The sequence below is a fragment of the Solirubrobacter ginsenosidimutans genome (genome assembly GCF_027587205.1).
In genome coordinates, this window is the sequence record NZ_JAPDOD010000018.1 from 129,227 (window position 1) to 148,833 (window position 19,607).

Below are 19,607 nucleotides of genomic sequence, written 5' to 3' on the forward strand. Positions count from 1 at the left end.
GCGCCCGCCGCTCACTGTAGGTTTGCCCACCGATGAGCTGGGAGAACGCGTATCAGCCGCGGCAGGAATCGAGCGGCAAAGCCGTGGCGTCGCTCGTCCTCGGGATCTGCGGCCTCCTCGTCTGCCCGTTCATCCTGTCGGTCATCGCGGTCGTGGTGGCCACGCAGGCGCGCGCCGAGATCCGTGAGTCGCGAGGTCGGATCGGCGGATCGGGTCTGGCGCAGGCCGGGCTGATCCTCGGGTGGGTCGGCGCCACGCTCTACGGCACGTTCTTCCTGATGGTCGTGGTCGTCTTCTACGGGAGCTGATCCACGTGGCGCTGGAGCCACAGCTCCAGCAGGCCGAGTTGCCATAACGACGAGCCGTCGAGGTTCGTGCGGTCCGCGTTCGGGTCGGCGAGCATCGCGTCGACGGCCTCACGCCGGAAGAGGCCGCGGTCTGACGAGCGCAGCGCATCCGTCACCATCGCCAGGACCGGGCCTTCGAGGTGCGTCAAGGCGGGCACGGGGAAGTAGCCCTTGGGGCGGTCGATGACCGCGTCAGGAACCACGCCGCGCGCCGCGTCCTTCAGCACGCCCTTGCCGCCGTCGGCGAGCTTGAGCTCGGGCGGGCAGGCGGCGGCGAGCTCGACGAGTTCGTGATCGAGGAACGGTGTGCGCGCCTCCAGCCCGTGCGCCATGGTCATGTTGTCCACCCGCTTGACCGGGTCGTCGACGAGCATCACCTCGGTGTCGAGCCGCAGCGCCCGGTCGACCGGGGTGGTCGCGCCGCCGCGCGAGAACCACGAGCGTGCGAACGCGAGCGAGACGTCCTCGTCCGGCGCGTCGGCCAGTAGCGCGCGCACACCCGCATCGTCGCGATCGAAGAAGGACGCCGCGTAGGTCGAAAGCCCGTCGCCGGGCGCGTCCAGGAGCGGCGGGTACCAGTCGTAGCCGCCGAGCACCTCGTCGGCGCCTTGGCCGGACTGCACCACCTTGCGCTCGCGCCGCACCGCTTCGCTCAGCAGCCAGAACGCGACGCAGTCGTGCGAGACCATCGGTTCGCTCATCGCCTCGATCGCCTGCGGCAGCGCTTCCACCAGCCGCCGCCGATCGATCCGCAACTGGTGATGGTCGGTGCCGAACTCGCGCGCGACGAGGTCTGAGAACGCGAACTCGTCGCCGGACAGCTCACCCACGTCCTCGAACCCGATCGAGAAGGTGGCGAGCCCCGTCTGGCCCGCCCGCGCGAGCAGCGCCACGATCAGGGAGGAGTCCAGACCGCCGCTCAAGAGGATCCCGACCGGCACGTCGGCCACCATGCGCCGCCGCACCGCGAGCTGGAGCGCCTCGCGCATCGCGCCCGGCCAGTCGTCGACGTCGAGCCGCCGTTCGAACGGCGGGTCCCAGTAGACGGTCGACGAGCGGCGCCCGTCCGCTTCGATGACCAGCACCGTCGCCGGTGGCACCTTCGTGACCCCGCGCAGGATCGTGCGCGGCGCCGGGACGACCGAATGCCAGGAGAGGTAGTGGTGCAGCGCGACCGGGTCGACGCGGGTATCGACGCCGCCGCCCGCGAGCAGCGCCGGCAGCGTCGACGCCGCCCGCAGCGCGCCCGGCACGTCGGCCAGGTAGAGCGGCTTCACGCCGAGCCGGTCGCGGACCAAGAACGTGCGCGCCCCGTCGTGCAGCGCGAACGCGAACATCCCGTGCAACCGGCGCGGAAGCTCGGAGCCCCACTCGCGCCACCCCTTCAGCAGCACCTCGGTGTCGCTCAACGACGCGAACGAGTGCCCGAGCGCGCGCAATTCGGCGCGCAGCTCGTGGTGGTTGTAGATGCAGCCGTTGAAGACGATCGTCAGCTCGCCGTCGCGCATCGGCTGCGCGCCCAGTTCGCTGAGCTCGATGATCGCCAGGCGCCGGTGGACCATCCCGACGCCGCGATCCACCCACACGCCGGAGCCATCCGGCCCGCGCGCAGCCATCGACGCGCCCATGCGCTCCAGCGCATCGCGATCCGCCCGGCCGTCCCGGCGAACCTCGATGCCGAACCCGCACACGAGCCGCTAGGCGGCCAGGTCGAGCCGCCCACCTGAGGCGGCGGCGACCAGCGCCTCGAACAACCGCGGGTGGACAGGCCCCCGGTCGAGGGTCTCCGCGTGCCACTGCACGCCCACCACGAACCGGTCGCCCGGGTCCTCGATCCCTTCGACCGTCCCGTCCGGCGCCCACGCCACGGCGCGCAGCGAGCGGCCGAGCTGATCCACGGCCTGGTGATGGAAGGAATTCGCCCACAACTCGTCGAGCCCGAGGACGATCGCGAGCCGCGACCCGTCCGCGACGTGCACCGGGTGCGTCTCCACCCACCCGGGCTCGGTCTGGCGGTGGCCGATGCTGTGATCGGTGATCGCGGGCAGGTGCTGGTGCAGCGTCCCGCCACGCGCCACGTTCAAGGCCTGAGCGCCGCGGCAGATCCCGAGGATCGGCAGCCCGGCGGCGTCGGCGACCCGTGCCACGGCGAGCTCGAACTCGTCCAGCGCCGGCTCGGTCGGCCCGAGATCGGGCGAGGGCGGGGCGCCGTACTTGGCCGGGTCCAGATCCGGGCCGCCGGACAGGCAGACGCCGCTCAAGCTGGACAGCAGCGCGGGAACATCCTCCACGCGCAGGGGTGGGAGCACGATCGGGATCGCTCCCGCGCGCGCCAGGGCACGCGCGTACGGCATCCCGAGCGCCATCTCGTGCTGGGGCGGCTCGCCCTCCGGAGTCGGGTCCGTGCGCTCTGCGCGCCGCACCTCGGAGGTCGTCACCCCGATCAGAGGCCTACTCGACATCGGCCACCACGCTAGCGTCCCGGCCCGACAGGGCCCGTCGATAGAATCCATACCTCCGGAATCGGATTTTGTCTGCCGTGAGTCCTCTGATCGACATCTGCCCCCTCGAAGAGCTGCCGCCTGGCGAGAAGCGCCTCGTCACGTGGGAGGACTTGGAGATCGGTGTTGTCAACTGCCGAGGCGAGATCTTCGCCATCGAGGACCGCTGTTCGCATGACGACGGCGAGCTCGTCGAAGGCGAGCTGGATGAGGACGATTGCGCGATTGAATGTCCGCGTCACGGGTCGCGCTTCGACCTGCGGACCGGAAAGCCCCTGAACCTGCCTGCGTACGTGCCCGTCGACACCTTCTCGGTGCTCGTCGAGGACGGCGTGATTCGAGTGGAGGTCGACTAAGACCATGGCTACTCCCGAGGTGATCGCCGAGCAGCAGGCGCTGGTCGGCATCAACAGTGATTACGAGACGAAGTTCGGGTTCCACGACCCGGAGACGGGCTACGCGTTCAAGGCTCCCAAGGGGCTCTCGAAGGCGCTCGTCGAGCAGATCTCGGAGTTCAAGAACGAGCCGCAGTGGATGCGGGAGTTCCGTCTGAAGGCGCTCGAGCACTTCCTCTCGCGCCCGCAGCCGACGTGGGGCTCACCGATGCTGGCTGATGTCGACTACGACAACATCCACTACTTCGTCCGCGCGTCCGAGAAGTCGTCGAAGACCTGGGACGACGTCCCGGACGACATCAAGAACACGTTCGACAAGCTGGGCATCCCGGAGGCCGAGCGCAAGTTCCTCTCCGGCGTCGGCGCCCAGTACGAGTCCGAGGTCGTGTACCACCAGGTTCGCGAGGACCTGGAGAAGCAGGGCGTCATCTTCATGGACATGGACTCGGGGCTCCGTGAGCACGAGGACCTCGTCCGCGAGTACTTCGCGCAGATCATCCCCGCCAACGACAACAAGCTCGCGGCGCTGAACTCCGCGGTCTGGTCGGGCGGCTCGTTCGTCTACGTCCCGCCGGGCGTGCACGTCGAGATGCCGCTGCAGGCCTACTTCCGGATCAACACCGAGAACATGGGCCAGTTCGAGCGGACGCTGATCATCGCCGACGAGGGCTCCTACGTGCACTACGTCGAGGGCTGCACCGCCCCGGTGTGGAGCACGGACTCGCTGCACTCCGCCGTCGTCGAGCTGATCGCCAAGCCGGGCGCGCGCATTCGCTACACGACCGTGCAGAACTGGTCGCAGAACGTCTACAACCTCGTCACCAAGCGCGCGATCGCCGAGACCGACGCGACGGTCGAGTGGGTCGACTGCAACCTCGGCTCCAAGCTGACCATGAAGTACCCGAGCGTCTACCTGACGGGCGAGCGGGCGCACGGCGAGGTCTTGAGCATCGCCTTCGCCGGCAAGGGCCAGCACCAGGACGCGGGCGCCAAGATCGTCCACGCGGCGCCGAACACGACGTCGAACATCTTCGCCAAGTCGATCTCCAAGGACGGCGGCCGGTCGAGTTACCGCGGTCTGCTCGAGGTCGCCAAGGGCGCGCACGGCTCGAAGTCCAAGGTCGTCTGCGACGCGCTGCTGCTCGACGAGCACTCGCGCTCGGACACCTACCCGACGATCCGCATCGGCGAGGACGATGTCGACGTCGGACACGAGGCCTCCGTCTCCAAGATCGGCGAGGAGCAGCTCTTCTACCTGATGAGCCGCGGCATCCCCGAGGACGAGGCGGGCAAGTTGATCGTCAACGGCTTCATCGAGCCGATCGTCAAGGAGCTCCCGATGGAGTACGCGGTGGAGATGAACCGCCTCATCGAGCTCCAGATGGAGGGTTCCATTGGCTGAGTTGGCCGCTGTCCGTGAGCCCGAGTGGCTGAAGGAGCGCCGCGGCGACGCGGCGCGCCGCGCCGCCGAGCTCGACGTTCCCCGCTTCAAGGGCAAGGCCGGGTGGGAGTTCACGGACATCACGAAGCTCGACCTGGCGACGTTCGCCGCCGCCGCGCCCGGCGAGGGTGATGCGAGCGCTGCCGATCGCGTCGAGACACTGCTCGAGGCGCCCGAGGGCGCGCACCATCTCGGGCAGGTCGACGGCCGCGTGATCGACGGCGGGGACACCCCCGACGATCTGCTGGTGCTGCCGCTCACGCTGGCGTGCGAGACGCACGCCGACCTGGTGCATGAGCACCTCGGCACGATCGTCGACCCCGAGCTGAACGTCTTCACGGCGCTCAACGACGCCGGCTGGACCGGCGGCGCGTTCGTGTACGTCCCGCGCGGTGTGCGCGTGGAGCAGCCGATCGTGCTGTCGGCGATCTCCGACGCCGCGGGCACCGCGCTGCACCGGCGCGTGCTGATCGTGCTCGAAGAGGGCGCCGAGGCCGAGGTCTGGGAGCAGCACCTCTCCGGCACCACGGACAACGAGACGCTGCTGAACTCCGTCGTCGAGCTGCGCGTGGGCCAGAACGCCCGCCTGCGCTTCGTCGGCGCTCAGGACATGAACGAGAAGTCGTGGGTGTTCGGCGCTCAGCGCGCCGAGGTCGCCCGCGACGGTCATCTCGACTGGGTCACCGCCGGCTTCGGAAGCGGCAACGGCAAGGTGTTCACCGAGACCCTGCTGGCGGGCGAGGGCTCGCACGCCAAGGTCACCGGCGCCTACGCTCCGCACGCCCGCCAGCACGTGGACTTCCACACGCTGCAGGAGCACGGCGCGGCCAACACGACGTCCGACCTCGCCTTCCGCGGCATCCTCGCCGACCGCTCCAGCGCCGTCTGGCGCGGGATGATCAAGGTCGACGAGGGCGCCCAGCAGACCGACGCGTTCCAGGAGTGCCGCAACCTGCTGCTCTCCAAGAAGGCCCACGTCGACGCGATCCCGGGCCTCGAGATCCTGGCCAACGACGTCCGCTGCACCCACGCGGCGGCGATCGCCCAGATCGACCCGGAGCAGGTCTTCTACCTCAACTCCCGTGGGCTCGACGACGCGGCGTCCAAGCGCCTCGTGATCGAGGGCTTCATGGCCGAGCTGATCGAGCGCTTCGAACCGGGCCCGATCCGCGAGGCGATGGCCGGCGCCATCGAGCGCCGCCTCTCCGTCCTGCTGGACTAAGCCGGGCATCCCTCACACGCAACGTCGCTGACATCCGATGTCAGCGACGTCGAATGTCGGTAAGGTTCCGCGCGTGGTCGAGTTCGTCAATCGCGTCGACGAGCTGGCTGCGCTCGAGCGCTGGGTCTCGACGCCGGGTGGCCTGGCCTTGGTGTGGGGGCGCAGGCGCGTCGGCAAGACCGCGCTCTTGCAGCGCTTCGCGGCCGGTCGACGCACGGTCTTTCACACCGGCGCGGCACGGCCGGTCGCCGACGAGCTCCGGATGCTGGCTCGGGAGGCGGAGCCGCTGACCGCGGCCGGGTTTCGCGATCTCGCCGCCCGCCCGTATTCGGACTGGGACGACGCGCTCGAGTCGCTCGCGGCGGATGCGGCGACCGCGCCGCTCCTGCTGGTTCTCGACGAGTTTCCGGAGCTCGTGCGCGCCGTGCCGGAGCTGCCGAGCGTCCTGCGCGCATTCTGGGACCGCGCCCGAGGACAGACGCAGCTGCAGATCGTCATCTGCGGATCCGCGGTCCGCACGATGGAGGCGCTGCAGGAGGAGCGCGCCCCGCTCTACGGGCGCTTCGATCTCGCCCTCCAGCTGCACCCGTTCCGCCCGCATGAAGCTGCCGCGTTGCTCAGCGATCTCGCTCCGGCGGAACGTGCGCTCGTATGGGGGCTGCTCGGCGGTGTCCCGCTCTACCTCGGCTGGTGGGACCAGGGCGCGAGCGTCGAGGACAACCTGCGGCGGCTCGCCGGTGCGCCCGGCGCGCCGCTGCTGACGGAGGGCCAGCTCGTGCTGGCGACCGAGGCCGAGGGCGGTGACCTGGCTGCGCTCGTCCTCCACGCCATCGCCGCCGGGCGGACCAAGCACAACGAGATCCGAGACGCCGTCAAGGCCGAGCCCGCGCGCGTGCTCGATCGCCTCGTCCAGTTGCGTCTCGTCGAGCGCGTCGTCCCGGTCACCGAGCGCGACGTCGCCACCCGCCGCCGGCGCTATCGGATCGCCGACAACTTCCTGGCGTTCTGGCTCCAGGTGCTCGATCGTCATCGAACGGCGATCGACCGTGGCCTGGGCGAGACCGTTCTGCCGGTCCTCCGCGCCGAGCTCGACGATTTCATGGGCGAGCGCTGGGAGGTTGCCTTTCGCGACCACCTGGCCCGGCTGGCCGCGGCCGGGGATCTGGGTCACGAGATCGTGGATATCGGGCGCTGGTGGCGGGACACGCCATCCGTCGAGATCGACGCCGTGGCACTCGCCGGTCGCGAGCGCCGCCCGGTGCTGGTCGGTGAAGCGAAGTGGGCGCGCCGTGTCGACGGGCCGCGCTTGCTGCGTGCGTTGGAGGCCAAGGCCGGAGCACTGAGTGACGAACCCGGTGCGCTTCGCTACGTCTTGGCCGCGCGCGACGCGGTCGACGGTGACGCGAACGTTCTCGCCGTCACCGCCGCTGACATCTTCGGGACTTGATCCTGGGCGATTCGGAACAAGCGATCACCGCGAGGCGTTAGACCCCGTGTCAAGCGTCCGACACGGAGGTCCCAGATGGCCAAGCGGGCAGCAGTGGGTGCGGCGATGGTCGCGAGCGCGGTGCTCGCGGCCGCGCCGGGTGCCTCGGCCGCCGAGCCCGATTTGGACCCCCTGGCCGGGCAGGTAGAAGCCGTACGCCGCCTGCTGCCTCGGGCCCGACGCTCCGACGCCGCAGACGCGGGTCTTCCAATCCGTCTGGGGCGCAACCGGGCGGAAGGTCGGGATCTTCGTCGTTCGCCGCACGGGCGGCAGCAGGACCGTGCTCGGCGTCCGGCAGCCGACGATCAAGGTCGTCGGCCGCGTGCCGCTCGGCGCCACGAAGCACGGCCGCAACCGCTTCGCCTGGGACGGCAAGGTCGCGGGGAAGCGGTTGCCGCCCGGCAAGTACCTCCTGACCTACCGCCTGCTGCGGGGCGCGGCGGTCACGAGCGTCTCGAACTCGATCCCGTTCAGCGTCACGCGCTGACGTGCGCCGGCGCAAGGACCTCGCGGATCGCTTCCGCGAGGTCCGCGTGCAGCCTGCGCGCTCCGTCGGCGATCCCCTGCATCCAATAGAAGCCGTGGATCATCCCGTCGTACTCGACGTACGTCACCGGTACGCCCGCGTCGTGGAGCTTGGCGTGGTAGGCGCGGCCGTCGTCGCGCAGCGGGTCGAACTCCGCGGTGGCGATGAAGGCGGGTGGCAGGCCGGAGTGGTCGCCGGCCTTCAGCGGTGACACGCGCGGGTCGTCGGCGAGCGCCTCGTCCTGCACGTAGTGGTTCCAGAACCAGCGCATCGACTCGCGCTGGAGCAGGTAGCCCTCGGCGTTCTCGTGCGCCGAGGCCGAGTCCCAGTTGTGCTCCACCGCGGGGTAGATCAGCGCCTGGAAGGCGATCGTGGGCGCGCCCACGTCGCGCGCCTTCAACGCGACGGCGGCGGCGAGGTTGCCGCCGGCGGAGTCGCCGATGACGCCGATCCGGGCGGCGTCGAGGTTCAGCTTCTCGGCGTTCTCGAAGATCCAGTTCGTCGCCGCCCAGCAATCGTCGAACGGGATCGGGAACGGATGCTCGGGCGCCTTCTGGTAGTTGACCGCGACCACCTTGCAGCCCGTGCTGTTGGCGAGCGCGCGCATCGTCGTGTCGCAGACGGCGATGTTGAGCACCACCCACCCGCTGCCGTGGTAGTACACGAGTCCTGGGTATGGACCGTCACCCGTCGCGGGCGTGTAGATGCGGACGGGCAGCTCGGCGGTCGGGCCGGGGATGAACGTGTGCTCGATCGACGCCACCTCCTCCGGCTTGCCCTGCAGCGGGCCGAACGACCACGCGGCCGCGCGCGCCTCCGGCACGCTGAGCTCCTCGAAGGGCTTGGCCCCGGCCTCTCGCATCTCGTCGAGCAGCTTCTGGATCTGCGGGTCCACAGGCATCGGCGTTCTCCTCCTTACGACACGAACGGGAACTGCGCGGTCACGGTCGTTCCTACCCCGGCGGGGCTGGTCACCGACAAGCGGCCGTCGAGCGCCTCGACGCGGTCGCGGAGACCGCGCAGCCCGGAGCCGTTCGCGGGGTCGGCGCCGCCGATGCCGTCGTCGGCGATCTCGATGTGGACGGCGCCCTCGCTCACCCACACCCGCAGCGCGACCGCGCTCGCCTGGGCGTACTTGGCGACGTTGGCGAGCGCCTCGGACGCGACGAAGTACGCCGCGAGCGCGATGTCGGGCGGGATCGGCTCGAGCGTCTCGTAGTCGACCGTCGCGGGGAGATGGCAGCGCAGCGCGAGCGAGTCCAGGGCCGCGTCGAGCCCATGCTCGAGGATCGCGGGGTGGATGCCGCGGGCGAGCTCGCGCAGCTCCTCGAGCGAGTTGGCGAGCTCGGCGCTCGCGGTCGTCACGAGCTGCTCGGCGGACGCGTCCCCGCGCACCCGCGACTGCAGCAGCCGCAGCTGGAGCGCGATCGCCACCAGGCGCTGCTGCGCGCCGTCGTGCAGGTTGCGCTCGAGCCGCCGGCGCTCCGCGTCACCCGCCGCGACGAGGCGCTCGCGGGAGGCGCGCAGCTCGGCCACGCGCGCCTCGGACTCCGCGTGCAGGTGCTGGTTCTCCAGCGCGATGCCGGTCGCGGCGCGCACGGCCTCCACGAGCTCGGGGTCGTCGTCGAGCGAGGCGTCGTAGACGATCGCGGCGACCTCGGTGCCACGCCGCTCGATCCGCGCCACGGCGCGCTCGCCGCCCGGCTCGGGAAGCGCGACCGGCTCGCCCGTCACGCCGACGTAGGCGTCGCTCTCGGGCAGCCGCTGCGCCACCACCAGCCGCGGGTCGCCCAAGGTGCGCGCGAGCGCGGCCTGCAGCTCGCCGCTGCGCTTGGACTGCAACCCGAGCAACAGCTCCGCGAGGCCGCCGCGCGCGAGCCGCGAGCGCAGCAGCCCGAACAGGAACGCGGCCGGCACCGCGACGAGCGAGGCGATCGCGATCCACAGCAGCGCCTCCGAGCGCGAGCCCGTGATCAGGTCGTTGACCAGCACGAGCGCGAACAGGAGCAGGGCGGTCCCGCCGGCGAGGCTCGGCAGCAGCGCGCGGCGGCGCGGCGGCGAGGCGGCGCGGAAGCGCAGGGCGATCACCGCGAACGCGGTCACGCACGCGCAGAACGTGATCGAGCGCTGGAGCTTGTCGAGTACCTCGGCGACGTCGGCGTTCGCGAACACGCCGAGCACGTTCGCGTCGTCCTCGTAGAAGAGCAGCCACACGAACTGCCCGACCAGGAGCGGGAGCACGAAGGCCGCCATCAGCAGCCGCTCGCCGTTGGAGGTGAACCGCCCGCCGGTCAGGAGCGTCAGGATCAGCGCCACGAGGCCGAACGCGTAGACCTCCGAGAGCAGCATGCCCGCGGTCTGCGCGGCCGGCGCGTCGAGCTGGCTCAACAGCGGTGTGATGAAGAACGCGAAGCCGGTCGCGGTCATCAGCAGGCCGCTGCGGCTGTCGGGCCGGCGGTGCCACGCGATCAGGCCGCAGGCGGCGAACGACCCGCCGATCAGGCGGTAGAGGACGTCCCAGCCCTGCACGGGGTCGCCGCCGCTGGAGAGCACGGGCCACAGCGCGAGGAACTCGCAGACGATCGCCGCCGCCCACAGGGCGGCCCAGAACAGCAGGCCGTGCGTTCGGCTCGAGCCTTGCATGATGGCTGCCGAGCGAGTGTCTCAGGTGGCGTCCACGATGCGCTGGGCGATGGCGCGTAGGCGCTCGACGAGCTCCGGCGGCTCGTGCACGGTGTACGGCGAGGAGAGCATCGCGATCCGCATCGCCAGCCAGTCCAGGTTGTCGTCGCTCGTGCGCACCTCGCAGCGCTGCGCGCCGAGCGGGGTGATGTCGCCGCCGAGCCAGCGCCGGCCCTGCAGCTCCTCGGCCGGGCATTCGACGGTGACGCGGGCTTCGTAGCGCGACGGGTAGGACTGCAGCGACTGCGAGACGTACGCCGCGGCGTCCTTGGCGGGCAGCTCACGCGGGTGGAAGCGCACGCCGCTGGACGCGGGCTTCTCGATCCGGTCGACGCGGAACGTGCGCCAGTCCTCGCGCCCGCAGTCGAACGCGACGAGGTACCAGCGGCGGCCGGCGTTGACGAGCGAGTGCGGCTCGGTCTCGCGGCTGGTGCCCGCGCGGTCTCGCGCGGTGTAGGCGAAGCGCACCCGCTCGTGGTCGCGGACCGCCGCGGCGAGCACGGTCAGCGTCTGCGGGTCGACGGTCGGGCCGCCGTAGACGTTGAGCGTCTGCGTCGCCGCGCCCAGCGCCTGCACGCGCCGGCGCAGGTGCGAAGGGAGGACCTGCTCGAGCTTGACCAGCGCGCGCACCGCGGTCTCCTCGATCCCGCTCACCGACCCGCCCGCGGCGGTCCGCAGGCCGACCGCGATCGCGATCGCCTCGTCGTCGTCGAGCAGCAGCGGCGGCATCGCGGCGCCGGCGCGCAGTTGGTAGCCGCCCGCGGGGCCGGTCATCGACTCGACGGGATAGCCGAGCGAGCGCAGCCGCTCGACGTCGCGCCGGACGGTGCGCCCGGAGACCTCGAGCCGGTCCGCGAGCTCGGAGCCCGGCCAGTCGCGCCGGCCCTGCAGCAGCGAGAGCAGGGTCAGCAGGCGGCTGGAGGTCGTCTCGCTCACGTCCGCCATGATCGCGGGTATTGAGGACAGAACTCGACCTAATCGCGCGAGACACTGGACGGATGAAGATCGAGGTGACGCTCACGCATCCCGCCGCCGCCTTTGCCGCGATGATCGCGCTCGAAGATATGAGCGACCAGCCGCCGCACGCTGATGGGGCACGGGTGTGGCTGCCCGTGGCCGACCGCAGCGGCGCGGTCATGGAGGCGGCGCGAAGGCTGTTCCGCGCGGGGGTCGGCGCGGAGGACATCGTGATCTCTTAGGGGGAAGTCTCGGGGGGCTCCCCGACGTGGGCGAGCGTTGTGTCCGGGATCGTCATCGCTTCCAACCGATGACCCAAGGAGACCCTGACATGTACGCCCAACTCGTCGAAGGCGGCACCACTCCCGAACTGCGTGAAGCGATGGACCGGATCGTGCGCGAGGAGATGCTCCCCGCGCTCGAGCAGGAGGCCGGGTTCGCCGGCACGCTGAACCTGGTCGACCGGGCGACCGGCAAGGCGCTGATGCTGATGCTGTGGGAGACGCGCGAGCACGCGGAGCTGCCGCTGCGCGAGCGCGGGCCCGAGTTCCTGAAGGCGCTCGGCTCGGTGATGGCGATCTCGACGGGCGCGCGCGCCCCGATCTCGCTCTGGGAGGTCAACGCGGTGGCTTGGCCAGATACCGCTTTCCAGCCCGCAGCGTGATCTTCTTCTTCCCGGCCTGCACGGTCACCACGCCCACCGTGACCCGCGTGAGTGTGCCCGCGCAGGAGTCCTGAACGAGCCATTTGGTGCCGCGGACCGTGGCCGCGCTGTACTGCCCCTTGGTCCGGAACTTGCCCTTCCCGTCGCCCCAGAGCTTGCGGGACTTGGGCTTCTTCGCGGAGCTGCTCGCCTTGCCCTTCGGGCACGGGGCGAGCGGCTCGTTGAGGGTCAGGTCCGTGGTCTGCGCGGTCTGGGAGACCTTGAACATCCCGTCGTAGAACTTCGCGGTCTCCAGCTTGCCGTCGGCGCCGACCGAGGTGAGGACGACGACGCCCTTGCGCGCGTCGATCGTCTGGCCCAGCGGAACCGCCTCGCCGGCCGCGAGGGTGTGGCACTTGACGCCGGGCTTCTCGCAGACCTGGATGGTCCCGCTCGCCGGCGCGGCCACGACGTCCTGCTTGAACTCCGGCTGCGGCGTCGCCGTCGGGACCGGCGTCGCGGTCGGAACGGCGGTCGGAACGGTCGTCGGGACGGTCGTCGCCCCGACGTTGAACGTCCGCGTGGCGGGCGCCGGGTCCGGGTTGCCGGTGGCGTCGATCGCGCGGACCGAGAACGTGTGCTGGCCGGGCGGCAGATCGGGGAGCGTGTACGGCGAGCTGCAGCCCTGATAGGAGCCGCCGTCGAGGCTGCACTCGAACCGGGCGAGCGGATCGCCCGACGAGAACATGAACGTCGCGATCGCGCCCTCGATCGCTTCGGCCTCGATCGTGGTGTCGGGCGGCACCGCTTCGCCTTGCGAGTAGTTCGGCGACGTCACGGGTGCCGGATCCGACGTGGTGGCTGCCGTCAGCCGATACGGACCGGCGCTCGCGGGGTTGGTGATGTTGTCGAACGTGACCCGGAGCGTGTCCCCTGCTTTGATCGTGGCGTTGGTGGTCAGCCAGCAGGTGACGGTGATCCCGCTCGGGCCGTAGCACCCGCCGATGTTCGCGCCCGTGGTGTCGTTGTGGACGACCCCTCCGGTCCAGCCGGGGAAGGTCGTCCCGGCGGGGAAGCCGAAGATCAGCTGGCTGTTGGCGGCTTCGGCGAGCGCCCCGGTGCTGGAGGTGGTGAAGCGCACCACGTAGCGCGCGCGGGCCGCGGGTGCGAGCGAGGAGACCGCGGCGGTCAGGCCGGTGATGGTGTGGTTGGCGACGATGGTCGCGGGTGTGGTCTGTGCGGTGGGGTCTGAGGTGGTGGAGGCGCTGAAGGTGCCGGAGGCGCTCGGGTTGGTGACGCCGTCGAAGGTGACGGTGATGGCGGTGTTGGCGTTGATGGTGCCGTTGGTGGTCAGCCAGCAGGTGACCGAGGTGCCGTTGGGGCCGTAGCAGCCGCCGGCGGTGGCGCCGCCGACGGTGATCGTTCCGCCGCCCCAGCCGGGGAAGGTCGTGCCGGCGGGGAAGGTGAAGATGAGCTGGCTGTTGGCGGCTTCGGCGAGCGCGCCGGTGCTGGAGGTGGTGAAGGTGGCGACGTAGCGGGTGCGTGCGCCGGCGGCGTTGCTGGGGGAGGCGTTGGTGACCGTCAGGCCGGTGATCGTGTGGTTGGCGACGATGGTCGCGGGTGTGGTCTGGACGGTGGGGTCTGAGGTGGTGGAGGCGCTGAAGGTGCCGGAGGCGCCCGGGTTGGTGACGCCGTCGAAGGTGACGGTGACGGGCGTGTTGGCGTTGATGGTGCCGTTGGTCGTCAGCCAGCAGGTGACCGAGGTGCCACTGGGGCCGTAGCAGCCGCCCGCGGTCGTGCCGCCGACGGTGATCGTCCCGCCGCCCCAGCCGGGGAAGGTCGTACCGGTCGGGAAATCGAAGCGCAGCTCGCTGTTGGCGGCTTCGGCGAGCGCGCCGGTGCTGGAGGTCGTGAAGCTGGCGACGTAGCGGGTGCGTGCGCCGGCGGCGTTGCTGGGGGAGGCGTTGGTGACCGTCAGGCCCGTGATCGTGTGGTTGGCGACGACGGTCGCGGGTGTGGTCTGGACGGCGGGGTCTGAGGTGGTGGAGGCGCTGAAGGTGCCGGAAGCGCCCGGGTTGGTCACGCCGTCGAAGGTCACCGTGATCCTGGTGCCCGCGGCGATCGTGCTGTTGGTGTTCAGCCAGCAGGTGACCGAGGTGCCGTTGGGGCCGTAGCAGCCGCCGGCGGTGGCGCCTCCGACGGTGATCGTGCCGCCGCCCCAGCCGGGGAAGGTCGTGCCGGTCGGGAAGTTGAAGATGAGCTGGCTGTTCGCGGATTCCGAGAGGGCGCCCGTGCCCGAGGTGGTGAAGCTGGCGACGTAGCGCGTGCGCGCGCCGGCGGCGTTGCTCGGGACGGTGTTGTCGACCGTCAGCCCGGTGATCGTGCCCGCGGTCACGACGCTAAAGAGCGGCGACGTGACGAGGTCCACGTCAGCCGTCGTGGACAGCGTGAGCGAGCGATCACCCGCCGTCGGCGGGTTCGTCACGCCCTCGAGGGTCAGCGACACCGCGGTGGACGCACCGATCGAGGCCCCGGTATTGAGCCAGCAGTCCACGTTCACGCCGCTCGGCCCGAAGCACCCACCCACGGTCGTGCCACCGACCGACAGGATGCCGCCGCCCCACCCCGGGAACGTCGTCCCGGTGGGAAACGCGACGTGGATGCGCGCGTTCGCCCCGGTCAGCGTCCCCGTGGCCGAGGTCGTCAGCTGGACGACGTAGTTGGTCTGCCCGCCGGCGGCGTTGGTCGGCGCGGCGTTGGTGACCGAGACATTGGAGACGCCGCTGGCGAAGGCGGGTGAGGCGAAGGCGAGAACGGCGAACAGCGTCACGACGAACAGGCGCATCGCCACGACCCTATTCCTGATGAGAAGCCCGTGGGTGCGGCTGCCTCCCCTTTCAGGTAGTCAGCATCCCGCCGTCAACCGGAAGGACGATCCCGGTTACATAGGAAGCAGCATCGCTCGCGAGAAAGACCAGCGCCGCGACCAGTTCCTCCGGATCGCCCGCCCGCCCCGCCGGCACGCGGATCATCATCGCGTCCAGGTAGCCGTCGGGGTACTGCTCCGTCATCTCGCTCGGGAAGAAGCCGGGCGCGAGCGCGTTGACGCGGATGCCCTTGCGGCCGGTCCATTGCGCGGCGAGATCGCGCGTGAGCCCGATGATCGCGGCCTTGCTCGACGCGTACGCCGCCTGCGGGAGCGCGCCGGTGGTCTGGCCGAGGACGGAGCCGATGTTGACGATGCTCGAACCCGGCTTCATCACCCGCCCGCACGCCTGCGCCATCCAGTAGGAGCCGTTGAGGTTGACGTCGATCACGCGGCGGAACTCGTCCGGCGTCTCGCGCGTGGCCGGGACGGCGGTGCCGACGCCCGCGTTGTTGACCAGGATGTCCACCTTGCCGAGCCCGTCGACGGCCTCCGCGACGACGCGCGTGCAGTCGTCCGGGAGCGAGACGTCCGCGGTGACCGCGACGCAGCGGCGGCCGAGCGCTTCGACCTGGGATGCGGTGCCTTTGAGGCGGTCGGCGCGGCGGGCGGCGATGACGACGTCGGCGCCGGCCTCGGCCAGGCCGACGGCGAACGCCGCCCCGAGGCCGGAGGAGGCGCCGGTGACGACGGCGACCTTGCCGTCGAGACGGAAGCGGTCGAGCACGGGCATCTCCGGCACGCTACCGGCCGTCGCGGCAACGAACGCCGGCGGGTCGCCTTGGACTTTCCACGAAGGCGCGCCGGGTGCGGCGGGAATAGGTTCCCGGCCGTGGACGACCTTCTCACGCTCTTCCCACCGGGCGCAGGCCGCGACGCCGACGGGATGCTGCGCGTCGGGGGCTGCCGGGCGGACGCGCTCGCCGAGCAGTTCGGGACGCCGGCGCTGATCGTCGCCGAGCCCGCGCTGCGTGAGCGGGCGCGCGAGTACCTCGCGGAGCTGGCGGCGCGCTGGCCGCGCTCGCGGGTCGTGTTCGCCTCCAAGGCGTTCCCCGCCACCGCGGTCCAGCGGGTGATGGTCGAGGAGGGGTTGGGGCTCGACGTCGCGGGCGGGGGCGAGATCGTCACGGCTTTGAAGGCCGGCGTCGATCCGGCGCTGATCGTGCACCACGGCAACGCCAAGGGCGACGAGGAGATCGCCATGGCCGTCGAGCACGGCATCGGGCTCGTCGTGGTCGACAACGCCGACGACGTCGACCGGCTCGAGGCGACGGTGCCCGCCGGCCGCACGCAGGACGTCCTGGTGCGGGTGATCCCGGGCGTCACCGCCGACACCCACGCCCACGTCCTCACCGGTCACGAAGGCTCGAAGTTCGGGCTGATGCCCGCGGACGCCGCGCGGCTGATCACCCGTATCGAGCGCAGCACCAAGCTGCGGATGCGCGGCGTGCACGTCCACGTCGGTTCGCAGATCCTCGACGTCGGGCCGTTCGCGGATTCCGTCGCGCCGGTCGCCGCGCTCGGTGAGTTCGACATCTACGACCTCGGCGGCGGGTTGGGCGCGCGCTACTCGTACGCCGATCACCCGCCGACGGTCGCGGCATACCTCGACGCGTTGATCGGAGCCGCGCGCGAGCATCTGCCGCCCGCCGCCGAGATCATCATCGAGCCGGGCCGCAGCATGGTCGCCGCGGCCGCGTTCACGCTCTATCGCGTCGTCACGGTCAAGCGCGGCGCGATCACGTTCGTGGCGGTCGACGGCGGCATGGGCGACAACCTCGAGGTCGCGCTGTTCGACCAGCGCTTCGAGGCCGCGATCGCCGACCGCTTCGGAGGCGAGGAGCTTGTGACGGTCGTCGGCCGGCACTGCGAGAGCGGTGACGTGCTCGTCGACGGCGTCCGCCTGGACGCCCCAAAGGTCGGCGACCTGCTCGCCGTCCCGGCCACCGGTGCCTACTGCCACACGATGGCCAACAACTACAACGGCAACCGCCGGATCCCGGTGGTCTTCGCCGGCGCGGGCACGGCCCGCGCTGTGGTGCGGCGCGAGAGCTGGCAGGACCTGCTCGCGCGCGACGTCGAGTAGCTCGACCCAGAGGAGAGAGATGGCAACGGTCAAGCAGCCCCTGCTTCAGCAGGTCCTGCGTCGTAAGCCCGTACCCGCGATGACCGCGGAGGCGGGGACGGACACCGAGCACGGCGAGCTGGCACGCTCGATCGGGCTCTTCCAGCTGTCGATGTTCGGGATCGGCGCCACGATCGGCACCGGCATTTTCATCGTGCTCACGCAGGCGGTGCCGGTCGCGGGGCCCGCCGTGATCTGGTCGTTCGTGCTCGCGGGCACGGTCGCCGGGCTGACCGCGATCTGTTACGCGGAGCTCGCGAGCGCGGTGCCGGTCTCGGGCTCTTCGTACTCGTACGCGTACGCGACTCTGGGCGAGGGCGTGGCGATGGTCGTCGCCGCCTGCCTGCTGCTCGAGTACGGCGTCAGCGCCGCCGCGGTCGCGGTCGGGTGGTCGCAATATCTGAACGAGCTGCTGGACAACCTGTTCGGCTTCACGATCCCCGAGAACCTGTCGCAGGCGCCGGAGGCGGGCGGGATCTTCAACCTGCCCGCCGTGATCCTGGTCGGGCTGTGCGCGCTGCTGCTGATCCGCGGCGCGAGCGAGTCCGCGAAGGTCAACGCGGCGATGGTGATGATCAAGCTCGGCGTGCTCGTCCTGTTCGTCGTGCTCGGCCTGCAGGGCTGGAGCTCGGACAACCTGTCGGACTTCACGCCGTTCGGTCTCAACGGGATCACGTCGGCGGCCGGGATCATCTTCTTCTCCTACATCGGGCTCGACGCGGTGTCGACCGCCGGCGAGGAGGTCAAGAACCCGCGGCGCACGATGCCGCTGGCGATCATCATCTCGCTCGTCGTGGTGACCGCGGTGTACGTCGCCGTGGCGATCGTCGCCGTGGCCGCGCAGCCGGTCAGCGCGTTCGACGGTCAGGAGGCGGGGCTCGCCGCGATCCTGGAGGACGTCACCGGGTCGACCTGGCCGGCCACGGTTCTGGCCGCGGGCGCGGTCGTGTCGATCTTCAGCGTCACGCTCGTCGTGATCTACGGCCAGACGCGGATCCTGTTCGCGATGGGGCGCGACGGCATGATCCCGCCGCTGTTTCACCGCGTGAACCCGAAGACGATGACGCCCGTGCCCGCGACGATCATCGTCGCCGTCGTGGTGTCGCTGCTGGCGGGTGTGCTGCCGATCAACTTCCTCGCGGAGATGACGAGCATCGGCACGCTGGTGGCGTTCCTGGTCGTCTCGGTCGGTGTGATGGTGCTGCGGCGCACCGCGCCGGACCTGCCGCGCGGGTTCAAGGTGCCGGGCTATCCGGTGACGCCGATCCTCTCGATCGCGGGCTGCTTCTGGATCATCAAGGACCTGCGGGCGGTGACGATCTACGTCTTCCTGATCTGGGCGTCGGTGGCGCTTGCCTGGTACTTCGTCTACGGCATCAGGCATTCCGAGCTGGGGAAGGCGAAGTGACCTTCGTCGTCGGCTTCGCGCCGGACGGCCGCGGGCGGGCGGTGCTGGAGCTCGCCGGGATGCTCGCCCGCTCGGCCGGGGAGGACCTGCTCGTCGCCGCCGTCGTTCCGAGTCCCTGGTCGCCCGGGCCGGCGCGCGTCGACGCCGAGTACCAGGCGGAGCTGGGGGAGACCGCGGAGGCGGCGCTCTCCGAGGCACGGTTGCGGCTCCCGTCCGACGCGCGCTTCGTGGTCCACCACGCGCGCTCGACCCCGGCCGGGTTGATCGAGGTCGCCGAGGAGGCCGACGCGCGGCTGATCGTGCTCGGCTCGGCGTCGCACGGCGCGCTGGGCCATGTGTCCTTGGGCAGCGTCTCGGACCGGCTCGTGCACAGCTCGCCGGTTCCCTTGGCGCTGGCGCCGCGTGGGTTCCGCTGCCGGGGCGGGTGCCCGGTGCGGCGCGTGACGGCGGCCTTCGGCGGTGGTGACGACTCGCTGGTCGTCGCCGCCGGGAAGGTGGCGGCGGACGTTGGCGCCGCGCTGCGGGTGACGTCGCTCGCGGTGCGGCCGCGGGCGCCGATCGAGGCGGGTGTGGGGCGTGAGGGCGAGGACGCGATCGTGACGCAGTGGGAGCGCGACGTCGCGGCGGCGCTCGGCGACGGCTACGACCTCGTCATCGGGCGCGGGGAATCGTGGGAGGAGGCGCTCGAGGACGTCGACTGGGCCGACGGCGACGTGCTCGTCGTGGGCTCGAGCTCGCTCGGCCCGGTCGCGCGGGTGTTCCTCGGGTCGCGCTCGGCGAAGATCGTGCGCCACTCGCCGGTGCCGGTCGTCGTCGTCCCGCGCTGAACGGGGGGGTCAGACCCCTCAACATTGCGAACCCAGCTGCAGAGCCAAAACAAATGTTAAGGGGTCTGACCCCCTAGTCGTTGGGGGTGCTGCCCGACCCGGCCGTCGCGGCCAAGCGGCG

General features: G+C 70.9%; 18 protein-coding genes. 11 read left to right on the top strand and 7 right to left on the bottom strand.

From position 1 onward, the window contains the following. Positions 1-32: 32 nt before the first annotated feature. Positions 33-308, top strand: coding sequence for a DUF4190 domain-containing protein (locus OM076_RS19385; protein WP_270041701.1), 276 nt, complete (start codon positions 33-35; stop codon positions 306-308). Here OM076_RS19385 and OM076_RS19390 read toward each other — a convergent pair. Both OM076_RS19390 and OM076_RS19395 read right to left on the bottom strand, forming a co-directional pair. Next, positions 296-2,038: an N-acetylglutaminylglutamine amidotransferase gene (locus tag OM076_RS19390; RefSeq protein ID WP_270041702.1), complete on the bottom strand. Its 1,743-nt coding sequence runs from the start codon at positions 2,036-2,038 to the stop codon at positions 296-298. The two genes, OM076_RS19385 and OM076_RS19390, sit on opposite strands and share 13 nt — an antisense overlap. 6 nt (positions 2,039-2,044) lie before the next feature. After that, entirely contained in the window at positions 2,045-2,809 is a 765-nt protein-coding gene (locus tag OM076_RS19395; RefSeq protein WP_270041703.1) for a gamma-glutamyl-gamma-aminobutyrate hydrolase family protein, read from the bottom strand. Between the two features lie 77 nt (positions 2,810-2,886). Here OM076_RS19395 and OM076_RS19400 point away from each other — a divergent pair, with 77 nt between their 5' ends. The 5 genes from OM076_RS19400 to OM076_RS19420 all read left to right on the top strand — a co-directional run bounded on the left by OM076_RS19400 (position 2,887) and on the right by OM076_RS19420 (position 7,879). Beyond that, positions 2,887-3,204 carry a Rieske (2Fe-2S) protein gene (locus OM076_RS19400; protein ID WP_270041734.1) on the top strand — a complete coding sequence of 106 codons (318 nt, stop codon included), beginning with the start codon at positions 2,887-2,889 and terminating at the stop codon, positions 3,202-3,204. A gap of 4 nt (positions 3,205-3,208) precedes the next feature. Then, on the top strand, positions 3,209-4,645 hold the full coding sequence (sufB, locus tag OM076_RS19405) for a Fe-S cluster assembly protein SufB (protein WP_270041704.1): 1,437 nt from the start codon (positions 3,209-3,211) through the stop codon (positions 4,643-4,645). 1 nt (position 4,646) lies between these two features. Continuing rightward, positions 4,647-5,906 carry a Fe-S cluster assembly protein SufD gene (gene sufD / locus OM076_RS19410; protein WP_270041705.1) on the top strand — a complete coding sequence of 420 codons (1,260 nt, stop codon included), beginning with the start codon at positions 4,647-4,649 and terminating at the stop codon, positions 5,904-5,906. Between the two features lie 73 nt (positions 5,907-5,979). Continuing rightward, positions 5,980-7,353 (top strand): ATP-binding protein, encoded by a 1,374-nt coding sequence (locus tag OM076_RS19415; RefSeq protein WP_270041706.1) that lies wholly within the window; start codon positions 5,980-5,982, stop codon positions 7,351-7,353. A gap of 319 nt (positions 7,354-7,672) precedes the next feature. Continuing rightward, the gene (locus OM076_RS19420) at positions 7,673-7,879 is read left to right on the top strand and encodes a FlgD immunoglobulin-like domain containing protein (RefSeq protein ID WP_270041707.1); all 207 of its coding nucleotides are present in this window, start codon (positions 7,673-7,675) and stop codon (positions 7,877-7,879) included. Here the strand turns inward: OM076_RS19420 and lipP1 are convergent. Genes lipP1 through OM076_RS19435 form a run of 3 tightly spaced genes read right to left on the bottom strand, consistent with a single transcriptional unit; the run spans position 7,869 to position 11,536 of the window. Beyond that, a complete protein-coding gene (gene lipP1, locus OM076_RS19425) occupies positions 7,869-8,819 on the bottom strand; it encodes a LipP1 family hormone-sensitive lipase (RefSeq protein WP_270041708.1) in 951 nt (316 codons plus the stop codon). The genes OM076_RS19420 and lipP1 overlap by 11 nt on opposite strands. Before the next feature lie 14 nt (positions 8,820-8,833). Then, positions 8,834-10,561: a sensor histidine kinase gene (locus OM076_RS19430; RefSeq protein WP_270041709.1), complete on the bottom strand. Its 1,728-nt coding sequence runs from the start codon at positions 10,559-10,561 to the stop codon at positions 8,834-8,836. Positions 10,562-10,582: 21 nt separating this feature from the next. After that, positions 10,583-11,536, bottom strand: a complete 954-nt coding sequence (locus OM076_RS19435; RefSeq protein ID WP_270041710.1) for a helix-turn-helix transcriptional regulator — start codon at positions 11,534-11,536, stop codon at positions 10,583-10,585. Between the two features lie 62 nt (positions 11,537-11,598). On the opposite strand from OM076_RS19435, the gene OM076_RS19440 reads away from it, so the two are divergent. Both OM076_RS19440 and OM076_RS19445 read left to right on the top strand, forming a co-directional pair. Next, positions 11,599-11,799, top strand: coding sequence for a hypothetical protein (locus OM076_RS19440; protein ID WP_270041711.1), 201 nt, complete (start codon positions 11,599-11,601; stop codon positions 11,797-11,799). Between the two features lie 89 nt (positions 11,800-11,888). After that, a complete protein-coding gene (locus OM076_RS19445) occupies positions 11,889-12,221 on the top strand; it encodes a hypothetical protein (protein WP_270041712.1) in 333 nt (110 codons plus the stop codon). Here OM076_RS19445 and OM076_RS19450 read toward each other — a convergent pair. Together OM076_RS19450 and OM076_RS19455 are read right to left on the bottom strand one after the other, a co-directional pair. Next, entirely contained in the window at positions 12,175-15,045 is a 2,871-nt protein-coding gene (locus tag OM076_RS19450; RefSeq protein WP_270041713.1) for a beta strand repeat-containing protein, read from the bottom strand. The genes OM076_RS19445 and OM076_RS19450 overlap by 47 nt on opposite strands. 52 nt (positions 15,046-15,097) lie before the next feature. After that, a complete protein-coding gene (locus OM076_RS19455) occupies positions 15,098-15,859 on the bottom strand; it encodes an SDR family NAD(P)-dependent oxidoreductase (RefSeq protein ID WP_270041714.1) in 762 nt (253 codons plus the stop codon). A 153-nt stretch (positions 15,860-16,012) separates the two neighbouring features. Here OM076_RS19455 and lysA point away from each other — a divergent pair, with 153 nt between their 5' ends. From lysA to OM076_RS19470, 3 genes are read left to right on the top strand one after another with little or no spacing between them, the layout of a single operon-like run. Then, positions 16,013-17,212, top strand: coding sequence for a diaminopimelate decarboxylase (gene lysA / locus OM076_RS19460; protein WP_272598204.1), 1,200 nt, complete (start codon positions 16,013-16,015; stop codon positions 17,210-17,212). 19 nt (positions 17,213-17,231) lie between these two features. Continuing rightward, entirely contained in the window at positions 17,232-18,659 is a 1,428-nt protein-coding gene (locus tag OM076_RS19465) for an amino acid permease (RefSeq protein WP_270041716.1), read from the top strand. Further along, positions 18,656-19,486 (top strand): universal stress protein, encoded by an 831-nt coding sequence (locus OM076_RS19470; protein ID WP_270041717.1) that lies wholly within the window; start codon positions 18,656-18,658, stop codon positions 19,484-19,486. Before OM076_RS19465 ends, OM076_RS19470 begins: the two co-directional genes overlap by 4 nt. Positions 19,487-19,607: the final 121 nt, after the last annotated feature.